The organism is uncultured Streptococcus sp., assembly GCF_963516575.1.
Lineage (GTDB): Bacteria > Bacillota > Bacilli > Lactobacillales > Streptococcaceae > Streptococcus.
Genome location: NZ_CAUQCP010000049.1, coordinates 1 through 13331, shown reverse-complemented (window position 1 = coordinate 13331; position 13331 = coordinate 1). Strand labels below are relative to the sequence as shown.

At 36.7% G+C, this 13331-nt stretch carries 14 protein-coding genes and 2 pseudogenes; 10 read left to right on the top strand and 6 right to left on the bottom strand.

The window, feature by feature from the left end; genetic code table 11:
- Window positions 1-53 precede the first annotated feature (53 nt).
- From RWM06_RS08300 to RWM06_RS08285, 4 genes and pseudogenes are all read left to right on the top strand, one after another.
- Window positions 54-707, top strand: a pseudogene (locus tag RWM06_RS08300) (lysostaphin resistance A-like protein); the annotation flags it as partial.
- Between the two features lie 56 nt (window positions 708-763).
- A complete protein-coding gene (locus RWM06_RS08295) occupies window positions 764-1060 on the top strand; it encodes a bacteriocin immunity protein (RefSeq protein WP_313970786.1) in 297 nt (98 codons plus the stop codon).
- 132 nt (window positions 1061-1192) lie between these two features.
- Complete coding sequence (locus RWM06_RS08290) at window positions 1193-2179, top strand: rhodanese-related sulfurtransferase (RefSeq protein WP_001030013.1); 987 nt, start codon at window positions 1193-1195, stop codon at window positions 2177-2179.
- 227 nt (window positions 2180-2406) lie between these two features.
- Window positions 2407-3267 carry a DUF4299 family protein gene (locus tag RWM06_RS08285; RefSeq protein WP_313970785.1) on the top strand — a complete coding sequence of 287 codons (861 nt, stop codon included), beginning with the start codon at window positions 2407-2409 and terminating at the stop codon, window positions 3265-3267.
- A 223-nt stretch (window positions 3268-3490) separates the two neighbouring features.
- On the opposite strand, the pseudogene RWM06_RS08280 reads toward RWM06_RS08285, so the two are convergent.
- A pseudogene (locus RWM06_RS08280) lies at window positions 3491-3772 on the bottom strand (DUF6574 domain-containing protein); the annotation flags it as partial.
- A 135-nt stretch (window positions 3773-3907) separates the two neighbouring features.
- On the opposite strand from RWM06_RS08280, the gene RWM06_RS08275 reads away from it, so the two are divergent.
- The 6 genes from RWM06_RS08275 to RWM06_RS08250 all read left to right on the top strand — a co-directional run bounded on the left by RWM06_RS08275 (window position 3908) and on the right by RWM06_RS08250 (window position 7640).
- Window positions 3908-4831 (top strand): helix-turn-helix domain-containing protein, encoded by a 924-nt coding sequence (locus RWM06_RS08275; protein WP_313970784.1) that lies wholly within the window; start codon window positions 3908-3910, stop codon window positions 4829-4831.
- A gap of 94 nt (window positions 4832-4925) precedes the next feature.
- The gene (locus RWM06_RS08270; protein WP_033684473.1) at window positions 4926-5147 is read left to right on the top strand and encodes a hypothetical protein; all 222 of its coding nucleotides are present in this window, start codon (window positions 4926-4928) and stop codon (window positions 5145-5147) included.
- A gap of 31 nt (window positions 5148-5178) precedes the next feature.
- Window positions 5179-6042, top strand: coding sequence for an ATP-binding cassette domain-containing protein (locus RWM06_RS08265; RefSeq protein WP_033684472.1), 864 nt, complete (start codon window positions 5179-5181; stop codon window positions 6040-6042).
- A 23-nt stretch (window positions 6043-6065) separates the two neighbouring features.
- Complete coding sequence (locus tag RWM06_RS08260; RefSeq protein WP_313970783.1) at window positions 6066-6758, top strand: ABC transporter permease; 693 nt, start codon at window positions 6066-6068, stop codon at window positions 6756-6758.
- Between the two features lie 8 nt (window positions 6759-6766).
- Window positions 6767-7348 (top strand): hypothetical protein, encoded by a 582-nt coding sequence (locus RWM06_RS08255; RefSeq protein ID WP_313970782.1) that lies wholly within the window; start codon window positions 6767-6769, stop codon window positions 7346-7348.
- Window positions 7341-7640, top strand: coding sequence for a cysteine peptidase family C39 domain-containing protein (locus tag RWM06_RS08250; protein WP_313970781.1), 300 nt, complete (start codon window positions 7341-7343; stop codon window positions 7638-7640). Before RWM06_RS08255 ends, RWM06_RS08250 begins: the two co-directional genes overlap by 8 nt.
- A 245-nt stretch (window positions 7641-7885) precedes the next feature.
- Here the strand turns inward: RWM06_RS08250 and RWM06_RS08245 are convergent, their stop codons facing one another.
- The 5 genes from RWM06_RS08245 to RWM06_RS08225 form a co-directional block, all read right to left on the bottom strand.
- Window positions 7886-8950: a DUF6574 domain-containing protein gene (locus RWM06_RS08245; RefSeq protein WP_313970780.1), complete on the bottom strand. Its 1065-nt coding sequence runs from the start codon at window positions 8948-8950 to the stop codon at window positions 7886-7888.
- A 62-nt stretch (window positions 8951-9012) separates the two neighbouring features.
- Complete coding sequence (locus tag RWM06_RS08240) at window positions 9013-9963, bottom strand: DUF4097 family beta strand repeat-containing protein (RefSeq protein ID WP_313970779.1); 951 nt, start codon at window positions 9961-9963, stop codon at window positions 9013-9015.
- Window positions 9956-10549, bottom strand: coding sequence for a DUF1700 domain-containing protein (locus RWM06_RS08235; RefSeq protein ID WP_061425789.1), 594 nt, complete (start codon window positions 10547-10549; stop codon window positions 9956-9958). The genes RWM06_RS08240 and RWM06_RS08235 overlap by 8 nt, the downstream gene beginning before the upstream one ends.
- Window positions 10536-10862, bottom strand: a complete 327-nt coding sequence (locus RWM06_RS08230) for a PadR family transcriptional regulator (RefSeq protein WP_000273858.1) — start codon at window positions 10860-10862, stop codon at window positions 10536-10538. Before RWM06_RS08230 ends, RWM06_RS08235 begins: the two co-directional genes overlap by 14 nt.
- A 160-nt stretch (window positions 10863-11022) precedes the next feature.
- Window positions 11023-13331: DUF2971 domain-containing protein (locus RWM06_RS08225; RefSeq protein ID WP_313970778.1), on the bottom strand; the 2309-nt coding region annotated here is incomplete at its 5' end.

The window sequence follows — 13331 nt, the reverse complement described above, 5'->3', positions numbered from 1 at the left end:
TCTCAATCACGCCTCCTATTAAAGTAGTTAGACCACTAACTTAATGACATTGAGTCTTCTCTTACTTATTTTTCGTATTTGGTCTTTCTCAGCTGACGCTTATTGTTCAAAATTATTGGCAATTTTCTTCCCAGATTGGCAATTTCGTCTGGATTCAAAATATCTTGAGTTTACTATTTAGCGGAGTCATGATTTGGATTCTGGTTAAGACAGGGCACGGTTATCTCTTTCACATTCCAAGAAAAAAATGGCTTTGGTATTCGATTTTGACAGTACTAGTGGTAGTTCTCCAGATCTCTTTTAACGTTCAGACAGCTAAACATGTTCAGTCAACTGCTGAAGGTTGGGCCGTATTGATCGGTTATAGTGAGACCAACTTTGCTGAGCTAGGTATCTATATAACCCTGTTCTTTCTGACTCCACTTATGGAAGAGCTGATTTATAGAGGATTACTGCAACACGCCTTCTTTAAGCATTCTAGATTTGGCCTTGATTTGCTTCTTCCGTCAATTTTATTTGCTCTTCCTCATTTTTCAAGCCTGCCTAGTTTGTTAGATATCTTCGTCTTTGCAACATCTGGCATCATCTTTGCTAGTTTGACCCGCTATACCAAGAGCATTTATCCTTCCTATGCGGTGCATGTGATTAATAATATTTTCGCGACATTACCATTTTTGCTGACTTTTTTACATAGGGTGTTTGGGTAAAATATTAGCATGAGAGCTAGGAAGGAACGTTTTTCAATTTAAGGAGGTAAATGAGTATGACACCATTAAAGTGGTTTGCTGGAGGAAGAGAAAGGCGTTGTGAAGCGATGGCGATCATTGACTATCTACTGGAAGATATAAAGGATGTGCCTCAACTGACTCTCTTGAAAAATCTGTTAGTGAGTTATAAAAGACGATTAGAGGACGATGGGACCTCTACTCCATTTATATTGAGCCAAATGAATGTTGACATCTCACGTGTGTTGATTGACAATAAGCTGACTTTGTCAAAAAGTCAAGCTGAGCAGATCAAAAAATTGAGAGAATTATCAGCTATTCGCTATGGTTACTGAAGAAGTGTAGGGACAGGTCGCTTTCTAAAAATTTCCAGTCAAATAAATTGCATTCGTTTTCTCAAGCAGGTATACTAGTATTGTTAGATGAAAAATTCTGAAAATTTAAGAATAGAAAAGAGAACAAATCTTATGGCAAAAGATATTCGTGTCTTACTTTACTACCTTTATACTCCAATTGAAAATGCAGAGCAATTTGCTGCAGACCACTTGGCTTTCTGTAAATCAATCGGCCTTAAAGGCCGTATCCTAGTCGCTGACGAGGGAATTAACGGAACAGTTTCAGGTGACTATGAAACAACTCAAAAATACATGGACTACGTTCACAGCCTTCCAGGCATGGAAGATCTCTGGTTCAAGATTGACGAAGAAAATGAACAAGCCTTCAAGAAGATGTTTGTTCGCTACAAGAAAGAAATTGTCCACCTTGGTTTGGAAGACAACGACTTTGATAACGACATCAACCCACTTGAAACAACAGGTGCTTACTTGTCTCCAAAAGAGTTCAAAGAAGCCCTTCTTGACGAAGATACAGTTGTCCTTGACACACGTAACGATTATGAGTACGACCTAGGACATTTCCGTGGAGCTATCCGCCCAGATATCCGCAACTTCCGTGAGTTGCCACAATGGGTCCGTGACAACAAGGAAAAATTCATGGACAAGCGTGTCGTGGTTTACTGTACAGGTGGCGTTCGCTGTGAGAAATTCTCAGGCTGGATGGTCCGTGAAGGCTACAAAGATGTTGGCCAATTGCACGGAGGAATTGCAACTTACGGTAAAGACCCAGAAGTCCAAGGCGAGCTTTGGGATGGGAAAATGTACGTCTTTGACGAGCGTATTGCCGTAGATGTTAACCATGTCAATCCAACTATCGTAGGAAAAGACTGGTTTGATGGAACACCATGTGAACGTTATGTCAACTGTGGAAATCCATTCTGTAACCGTCGTATCTTGACATCAGAAGAAAATGAAGACAAGTACCTTCGTGGATGTTCACACGAGTGTCGTGTTCACCCACGTAACCGCTATGTTTCAGAAAATGAATTGACACAAGCTGAAGTTGTCGAGCGCCTAGCCGCTATCGGTGAAAGCTTGGATCAAGTAGCTACAGTATAATATCAAACAGTCCTTAGGGGCTGTTTTTCTATGCTTTTTACTCAAAAATCTAATACTAAATGAAAATCAAAGAGCAAACTAGGAAGCTAGCCGCAGGCTGTACTTGAGTACGGCAAGGCGAAGCTGACGCGGTTTGAATTTGATTTTCGAAGAGTATAAAGTTTGTTTTTGTATCTTTCAGAAAAATAGGGTATACTATATGTAAACGATTTCAAAGGAGTCCAGTTATGACGAAAACATTTTTTATTCCAAATAAACAGAGCATTTTAGGAGAACAGGAAATTTTGACTGCCAAGTCTATCTTGGCCTTGGTAGATGGTTTGGAGTCACATAGCTATGATGCAGTCTATCTCCGTCAGCCTCTTAATCGTCTCGAGTATATCGAGTGTGCGATAGTGGGGCAATCACAATTTCTTTTTAAAGTCAGTTATGATGATGGTCAAAAGGCTTACCGTATCGATCTTCCTGACCTATTAACGAAGACAGATTGGGAAATTATCAAATCATTTTTAGTTGCCTTGCTTGCTTACACAGGAACTGAGATTGAAGGACTAGATGGTTTTGATTTTGAAGCTTATTTCCAAGCAAGTATTCAAGCCCATCTCGCTGATAGTGCAGCCCGCTTTACGATTTGCCAAGGAATTTTTAATCCTGTTTTCTTTAGTCATGAGGATTTGAAAAGCTTTTTAGGGGAAGATGGCTTGGCTCAATTTGAAGCGCGTGTACGTGCGGTTCAAGAGACGGATGCCTACTTTGCAAGAGTTTCCTTCTATCAAGATGGAGAAGACCAAGTGCACGGTGTTTACCATCTGGCTCAAGGCGTCAAGACTGTTTTGCCGAGAGAACCGTTTGTTCCTGTAGCCTATATGGAGCAATTGGTGGATAAGGAAGTTCAGTGGGAGATTGACTTGGTTCAAATTACAGGAGATGGCTCTAAACCAGAAGACTATGAAGCTATCGCTCGCTTGGACTATGCAAAATTTCTAGAGTCACTACCATCAGCATCTTACCACCAACTAGATGCCAATCAATTAGAAGTACAACCCATCTTAGACAAAGATTTTAAAGCATTAGCACAAGAAGAGTAAATCAGAAGCAGGTCAATCGACTTGCTTTTTGACATAGAAAAAATCCTGCCATGGATGACAGGATTGCTACTCAATGAAAATCAAAGAGCAAACTAGGAAGCTAGTCGCAGGCTGCTCAAAACACTGTTTTGAGGTTGTAGATAAGACTGACAAAGTCAGGAACATATATCTACGGTAAGGCGACGCTGACGTGGTTTGAAGAGATTTTCGAAGAGTATGAATTTTAAAGAAAGGCCAAGATACGAAGATAATCTCCAATCAGTGCCACTTCAGCTACAAAGAAGAGGAGGATAATGACTCCGTTGACAAGGACAGACAAGAATAATTGATAGAAGGAGTCGGTTTCACTTGCTTGACTTGGTCTTGTAATGATATGGAGACTGGCAAGCAGAATGATTCCAATGCTAATCACACACAAGAGGGCTGTAAATCGTAGGCTGTCAAAGAAGGAAAAGAAACTAGCAATAGCAGTGAGGAAGATTGGAATTGCTAAGGTGTAGTAATAGTTGAACTGAAATTTATGTCATAACACAAAGATAGTTATATATATTTCAAATATTGCTTATCTCTATAGAAAATAGTAAAATATATACAGGGAATTTATCTTTTATATGGAAATAGTTGTCAGGAGAGTAAATAAATGGATATAAAAATAGAAGTAGGTAAAAGAATCCGAATGTTGCGAGAGATGAAACATATCACTCGTGAAACTCTTTGTGATGATGAAACCGAGATAACGGTGCGCCAATTAGCACGGATTGAATCAGGCCAGTCTTCCCCGAGTTTATCCAAGGTAGAGTATATAGCTTACAAACTAGGCTGTTCAATTTCACATATAGTAGATATGGATCATATGATTTTACCCTCCGAGTACTTGATATTAAAGGATAAACTCATTAAGTTTCAAACTTATGGAGATGATGATAGAATCCAAGTTAAGGAAGAGTTGTTTGATAGAGTTTACGAACACTATTATGACAGTCTGCCTGAGGATGAGCAGATTGCAGTTAGTGCCTTACAAGCCAATTTTGATGTCTTTGTAAGTGAAGATGCAGGGTTTGGCGATGCTTTGCTGGATGAGCATTTTGAGCAAGTAAAGATAAGGAAAAATTACTCGGTGAATGATTTGCTTCTCATAAAATTATACTTTGGTTCATGTTTGGCAAGACCGACTGAGTATCATCATGAACTATTTTGGATGCTTTCTAAAAAACTTATAAGAGAAACAAATGCATCAGATTTAGAGACAGCTTATATGTTAAAGCAAACAGTACTCGATTCTCTAGCTGTTCAATGGATGGAAAAATCTTACTCCACTTTTGAGCCTTATGTTAAGGCGATGAATAGGCTGATGATTTTATCGCAGGATTTTCAAAAGAAACCAATCGTAGATATGCTTGAAGCAATGTGTACCTTATTTCATAAACGGGATAAGGAAAAAGCCATCCGCTTATACGATAGAGCTATTATTTGTGCTCAAGCATTTGGAGACCAAGTATTAGAAGCGCGTATATTGGGAGAAAAAGAAAAAGATCTAAAAACTTTTGAGGAAATGGAGAGCTAACATGACATTTTTGTCATGTTTTTTTATTTTTGAAAGCGTTAAACTAGAGATGCAATGAAAAGTCAAGAGAGTTATTTGGGTTAGGAGGGAAGAGATGGGGAATCTTAGTATCTTACTAGAGACGTTTACACAAACTCGCCACAGTCTGATAGTTCGAAATAACACGACTTCGCAAAAGTTGGTAGAGATAGCATTAAATAACGAAATCTTTCGCCTAGCTATTTTAGATGCAGGCGAAGAGCGAGTTTTAATTCTGCCTGAGGAAGTAACGGATGTGAAGAATTTTGGAATTTCAGAGGTGGAGGATAATTCATGAAAGCAAAGGATATAATGAACGGAGAGAAACTATGAATCGTGTGATTTTAAGTCTTAAAAATATCGATAAAACATATGGGAAAGAACAGGTTCTTCATAATGCTTCCTTTGATATTGAGCAAGGAGAAATATGTGGTCTTATCGGCGAAAATGGTGCGGGAAAGACAACATTAATGAGAATTCTCCTAGGACTAATTCAATCTGATAAGGGAGAAATCAAGAGTGTTTCTCAGCATAAGATTGGCAGTATTATCGAGTCACCTGCCCTTTATCCAAACTTGACTGGACGTCAACACTTGCAATATTATAAAACAAGATTTGGTTTAAAGACAGATATCATAAAAATGTTGGAATTGGTTCGCCTACCCCAAACATCATGGGACAGAAAAGTAAAAAATTATTCTCTTGGAATGAAGCAAAGATTATCGATAGCAATTGCCCTTTTGGATAATCCAGAGCTTATTATCCTAGATGAACCAGTGAATGGTTTAGATCCTCAAGGAATTTCAGATTTAAGAAAAATGATTTTGAATTTAAGGGATCAGTTGGGAGTTACCTTTTTAATTTCAAGCCATATCCTATCAGAGTTAGAGTTTATAACAGATAAGTATATTATCATGAAAAAAGGAAAGATTCTAAATGTGATGAGTTCAAAAGAGCTAGCAAATGATTTGTCGGAAAAGCTCTTTCTTAAGACGAGTAATAATCAGATTCTAAAAACGTTTTTAAAAGAAGAGGGCATTGTTCATTTTGAGCAGGATGACTATCTGATTGTGCCAGAAAAGGAAAAATTAATGGTTATCTTGGAATATAGTGTTGCTTCAAATCTAGTGATACAGGATATTTATATTAAGAAGGAACGCTTTGAGGACTACTATTTGAGTAATATTATCTGATGATTTAAGAAAGGAGGAGAATCATGAGTTCTCTTAAAGCAGATATGTATAAATTTTACTGGGAAAAAAGAGGAGTACTTCCTAGTTTGTTGATAGGATTATTGATTTTGTTATTCTCCTTATTTTTTAAGACATCGAATGAAGATGAACCAGCATTTCGAGTATTGATTTCAAATGTGAGTGGTTTTATTCCTTTACTTTTCATCTCTACTAATTTATTTTTCTGGGGGGAAGATTATAGTTTCCGTACGATTAACATTCTGCTCACAAAAGAAAACCAACGATGGAAGTTATTTTTATATAAAACTTTGGGAGCCTTTTGTTTGTCTTTCCTATATGTAACTATTTTTTATAGTTTAACAGCTCTTGTCTATTTGGAGGGAGACTTGGTGTTGATTGTTTCGACATTTTTACATCAACTACCATACTATTTGGTTATTATCAGTATCTCGTTATTGATTTTTCAAATATTTGATAAGGTTTATGAATCAAGTATAATTTATATACTCTATATTTTACTGTTTGATAACCTATTGGTTTATGTCCTTCCAAACTCTGGTGAGAGTGTGAGAGACTATTTACTTATGACTTTAAATTTGAAAGCTTCCCCTGGGGTAAGTCAATTTACCCTTACGAATGCAGGCTATCCTATATTGGTAAGTATAGCAGTGATTGTACTTGCGTTTGTTGTATTCAGTAAAAAAGAATTTAAGTAGGAGTACTAATGATGAAAAAAATAGGAATTGTAATTGGGCTGTTGTTACTGTTTGTAGTGGCTGGAATTTTATTAACCTTAAAACGAGGAGAGACGACAATCAGTGTAAAACAATCGTGGGCTCTTTCTTCTAAAAGCATTAAAACGTTAGAGTTTTATGGTTCAAAGCAAGCAATTGATGTTAAAGTTGTCAAGAGTGAAGCAGATGAAACAAGTGTTCAAATAGAAGGAAAAGTTTCCGAGGAATCAGCGAATAATATATCTAAAAACGTTAAAATGAGTTCAGATAGTCTATATCTACCATTTTCGCAACATGGCTTTAATTTGGCTTTGAGTTCACAAGGGAAAGACAAGTTATATGTAACCATTTCCTTAGGGAAAAATGCGACTTTCGAAAAAATTTTTGTAGATACTCTTGTTGGCGATGTATCTATTACGGTTCCTGAAGACTTTGATGGAATCTATACTTTACATACAAATAATACAGGAGAAGTTTTAAGGGTTCCTACGACAAATCAAACTTCGAATAGCGTCATTGAAGTTGATGGTTATAGTAAGATAAGTGTTGAAAAAGGAGAAAATAATGGTTAGTCACTATAAACAAGCAACTTTGCTGGATTGTGGAATGGCTTGTGTAAAGACAATCATTTCTTACTATTTCCCAAAATTAGAACATTTAGATAGTCTACAATTTGATAACAATAAGCACCAAGGACTGTCTTTGTTTGATATAGAAGATATACTAAAAAGCTATGGTATTGATGCGGACTCTTATCAAATTGAGACTCCTAGTTTGCATAATATTTGGAATAACGAACTTCATAGCAACGTTATTATACTACTAAACTATAGAAGTTCAACCCATCTTAGACAAAGATTTTAAAACATTAGCACAAGAAGAGTAAAGCAGAAGCAGGTCAATCGACTTGCTTTTTGATATATAAAAAATCCTGCCATAGATGACAGGATTGCTACTCAATGAAAATCAAAGAGCAAACTAGGAAGCTAGCCGCAGGCTGCTCAAAACACTGTTTTGAGGTTGTAGATAAGACTGACAAAGTCAGGAACATATATCTACGGTAAGGCGAAGCTGACGTGGTTTGAAGAGATTTTCGAAGAGTATGAAGTTTAAAGAAAGGCTAAGATACGAAGATAATCTCCAATCAGTGAGACTTCAGCTACAAAGAAGAGGAGGATAATAACTCCGTTCACAAGGACAGACAAGAATAATTGATAGAAGGAGTCAGTTTCACTTGCTTGACTTGGTCTTGTAATGATATGGAGACTGGCAAGCAGAATGATTCCAATGCTAATCACACACAAGAGGGCTGTAAATCGTAGGCTGTCAAAGAAGGCGAAGAAACTAGCAATAGCAGTGAGGAAGATTGGAATTGCCAAGAGTTGACTATACTGTTGGAGAACCTTTTCTAGCGTCCAGTCTTTTTCTTGGTAGATAAATCGTCTCACAACGAAACTACCCAAGAGGAATGAAAAGAAGAAGAGTGTTGTTGCTACTAGGATAGAGATAATCGAAAAGAGATTTAATGAAGCAAATTGTTCAGGGAAGTGATTATGCATCGTTGCTATATGTCCATAGTAAGCATGTTTGATGTGGTAGATACTAAAGAAAAAGGAAGATGCAGAAAACAGAATGAGCAAGAGGAAGGCTGTATAACTGTGTGTGCTACTTGTTTCAAGCTTGCTTGTAGGAGATTTGATTGCTTCCACTAGCCAAGACCAAAAATCAAGCGCATGCTCTTTCCATTTATCCGTAGATTTTGGAGCTTGGTCGGGAATATAAGGACTTTCTAAGGATTGACTGATAAGAAGGGGCTCTTTCGTGGTTGGTTTTTGCTGAGGAAAAGCTTCTTGCTTCTCTTCAGCTATAGTGACTTTTTCTGTTTCTTCAGGAAGATCTTGCTCTTCTTCAGTAGAATCTAATGCTTTCTTTTCTTCTGTTTCTGTTCTCGATTCACTGTCTTCAGGCATTTCAATTTTCTCTTCTTGCTGGCTTTCAAGTTCGACTTCAGCTTGAGAGACTTCCTCCTCTACTTGAGTATTTTTTTCAATTGGTGTATCGAGATCGACTATCGTTTCTTCAGCCTTGTCTGCAAGATTTTTGGGTTGTTCTTCAGGCTTGTTCTTGCTTGTTGTTTTTACAAAATCATTACTTTCAAACCATTCTTGTTTCATGGTAGAACCTCCTTTTTAGTTAGATAAATATGCTTTCATAGTAGCAGATGTAAGCGCTTTTGTCAACGGTTTCTAGAAGAAGACTTGTGTTCCTCTGCTTTGAGTAGATAGATATCCTGGTCTGCCCTTGCTATGAGTTGATCTTTCACATCAGCTTTTTCTGTTTTATAAGGATTGCTTAATCGTTCATCTTTGTTTTCTTTATTGCTAAATGAATGTCTTCCTTCTCTTAGAAAATGAAGAATAGAACCATGTTTTGTTGAAAGATCTAAGTTGATTCTTTGTTTTTCTTCTTCAGAAAGTAGCAGGTTTAGGTTTGTTTTTGCTACCAATTCCACCTTACCGTGTATTTGGATTTTTTCAGCGTGGATGTGATGTTCTGTTGATTCTAGCTGACTATCTGTAAGGTCTGTATCAAAGATATTGATAATATTTGGTGTTGTGAGTTTACTGTTTTTGATACGACTTCCTTCAATTCGGAGGAGATAGCTATTATTGGTATTGATGGTCGCATTTTCAAGACTAGCATTAGTGATACTGGTTTGACCGCGATTTGCTGAGATGTTGATCCCTTTTAGACTTCTTCCCTTTGGAACTTGGAGAATAACTTCATTAAAACGACTAGAGTAGCTACTTGCGATATGGAGAATCCCGCCAATTCCAGAAGAGAGAAATGGGGTTTCAGACAGTTTCTTATCAGTGAGGCTCAGCGTTTTATCGTTCTGATTGGTGACAAGATCATGGTTAGCAGAAATAGATGGATGATAAGAAATGTGGATTTGATCATCGAAAGAGTCTGTGATGGTGAGCGCGTGTTGGTAGAGCGTAATTTCTAGGTTTTCGACTTCCTTGCCAAAGGTCAGCTCTTCCATCCGACTATCATAGACAGGTTCCTTAGACATGGCAAGTAGGCTCTTGATTCCGTTAGATTGGATGCCTACAAAGAGCAGGATAAATCCGATAACGGTAGTCACCACACCAAAAATGAGAAATCCTTTTGTCAATTTACGCATGCTGGTCACCTCTCTTTCCTTTTTTAAGAACAAATTGCACCAGGCGAACAATGAGTAGGCCGAAGAAGCGGGCTACATAGGAAATACCTAGTAAGACTAGTGAAGAAGCACCGATAGCTAGTAAACCAGAACCGAAAATCAAGATAAAGGCTGATTTAGCTTGGGCTAAGACAGTGAAACTTTCAACTAAAAATAGGAATCCACCGATGATACCAAGTATGGAAACCGCAAAGAAAGCCAAGATGACGCTCGAAGCGGCCACAAGGATTGCGAAAAGAGCCAAGAGAATGGCGATTCCTAAAGGAATACCGATGGGTGCTGCAAGTAGGGCTAACAAGGCGATATGCAAAATTTGTCGGTTATTCTTTTGAGCGGGTGCCTCATTGATTTTTTTATCGAGCAGATTGGAGAGAACTTCGTGGGCTGCTTCCTTAGGAGTTCCCAAGCTAGCGATGAGTTCTTCTTCTCCCTCGACTCCAGCATCGTCAAAGAGTTCCCTGAAATAATCCATGGCTTCAATTTGGTCAGCCTGAGGTAGTTTTTTGAGATAAAGTTCTAGCTGAGTCAGGTATTCAGTTCTTGTCATGGCGGATACTCCCTTCTATGATGCCATTGATGGTGTCTGTATAGAGTGCCCATTCATCTTTTAGGGTCACGAGCTGTTCTATACCACCATTTGTCAAGGAGTAGTATTTGCGCATGCGACCTTGGAACTCTCTAGAATAGGTTGTCAGAAAGCTATTGCCTTCCAATTTTTTTAGGATAGGATAGAGTGTAGATTCTTTGATATTAGCGATAAGCTTAATGGTCTGGCTAATCTCATAACCATAAGAATCATCCTGCTCCAGTACGGCCAAGATGAGAAATTCAATCAAGGCAGAGGATGTTGGAAAGTACATGGGGAACCTCCTTTTCCAATGTGTAAGATTTTTATATATAATTTTTCTACACATACATTGTACATCTAAAAGAAAGCTCTGTCAAGAGAAATGTGTAAAATTTTTATATATAAAAAACTTCTAGCCAAAACTAGAAGTTTAGAGGATTTTGGGGAGATTTTTATCTAAATTTTATCGTAGATTTTTTATACTTAATATCCTTATCCAAAAGTTTCAATAAAGGAGTCACGTATTCAGGATTCGGAAACTTGGGACCAAAAATGACTTCACCGATTTGAACATTTTCTTCTCGCTCAAGATAAAGTTTACCGAATTCAGGAGAATAATCAATTTTTATTTTGTCGTTATCAGAATTTAAGTTAGCATATTGTAAAATACGTAATTCTTCTTCATACTTGTAATCAACCGATTTGAATAGGTAGCGGATTTCTTCAATACAGTCAGCGATAGCTTTTTTATAGAACGGGTCCCCAGAATTTTTATAATCCCATAATTCTGATTTTAAATCTACCAACAATCCTTTTAGTCGCGTTACTTCTTCACTAGTGAATAGTTCAGTTTTTTCTATGTCGAATTGATCATCGGAGTAATGAACGTAAGCTACGCGATATAAATAATCCTGATTAGTATTCGGTGTAGAATATTTGTCTTCAGAATTTTGAGTATTATCATTGTCTCTAGTCGTCATCTCTTTGTTGGATTCATTTGAAGAGATATCGTTTGAAATTTCAACGCTTGAATTCATTTTGTGACTGATTTGTTTATCTGAGTTTTTTTGATACCAAGGAAGGTCACTAAGTGAATGATAATGAGCAAAATCATTCTCATTTAGTACAATACAGACTCCCTCTGCGTTATTTCCGTATTGTGACCACATGGCTAGATCATCTGTTTTGCTAGTGAAACTCATTAAAAACCAAGAACTAGGATCCAAAGGATTACGTTTTTCTAATTTTAAAATGTTTTCTAGAATTTCCCCTTCTTCAGGATCGTTCATATAGTTAGCGTTATTTAGGCGTGTCTTTCCTGAGACGGAGAATGGAGCTTTATCCTCTTTTCCTAATATGCTTTGGAGCGCTTTTCCTGAGGTATAGTGACCAAATTTTAGTTTTCTATTTTTGTCTTCAGTCTTTAATCCAAGTTCATACTTGATTTGTTGGACAAGCGAATAAATTTTAATTAACTGATTGATTCTTTCTGAGTTTTCCTTGTAATGCTCTATCCAGGATTTTAAAATATCATATTTTGTATCGGAGATGATACCAATTTTTAAGGTGCGAATAAGCAAATTTTTCTCTTTTTCATCTTTCCCTTCTTTAATAGATGAATCAAAACAAAGTTTATCCAAAGCTTTTACGATATTAGTAGTGGAAATCTGAACTTGATCTTGCTTAAATTGTTTTTCGTTTTCGAGTATTTCGATGAGCATATTTAAAATTTTAATACTCTGAATAGACTCTAAGGACTGACAGATATCGTTTACGAGATTTGATTGGTCTATTTGATTATTTTTTACCAAATCCATCCGAGCTGTAAGATATTGAACAGTAATTTCTTCAGATTGTACGAATCTATCGTGTAGTCTTTTTAGTTTATCTATAATTTCAAGTTTTTCCCCTTCATTTTGTTGTTTAGTGATAATTTCGGCAAGAGCTTCAGAGTAGCATAAAGTGATCTCTTCATTTTTTTCAAAATTATAAGCTAATTTCTTTAGTTTAGAAACCGTATCATTCAATTTATCTAAGTTGGTTTGTTTCAGTGATAAATTGAATAAAGCCATAGCATATTGTAACGCAATGTCTTCAGACTGATTGAACTGCTCAAAAATTTCTTTGAGTAAATTAGTGGTATTCTTTCTCTCTTCTACATTTATTTGTTTAGCTGACAAATTGACTAAAGCCATAGCATATTGTAACGCAATGTCTTCAGACTGTTTAAACTGCTCAAAAATTTGTTTGACTGAATTAGCGGTATTCCCTCTCTCTTCTACATTTACTTGTTCAACTGAAAAATTGACTAAAGCCATAGCATATCGTAAAGCAATGTCTTCAGACTGATTGAACTGTTCAAAAATTTGTTTGACTGAATGAATAGTATTGCCCAGTTCTTCTACGTTTACTTGTTCAGCTGACAAATTGACTAAAGCCATAGCATATCGTAAAGCAATCTTTTCAGAATTTTGGAACTTTAAGGTTAAAGCTTCTATTTCTGATATGGATTCCTTACGTTCTTTGATATCATTTTGTCTATTTGAAAGATTGTATAAAGCCATAGCATAGTGTAGCGCAATGTCTTCAGATTGATTGAACTGCTCAAAAATTTCTTTGAGTAAATTAGTGGTATTCTTTCTCTCTTCTACATTTACTTGTTCAACTGACAAATTGACTAAAGTCTTAGCATATTGTAATGCAATATCTTCAGATTGATTGAACTGCTCAAAAATTTCTTTGAGTAAATTAGTGGTATTCT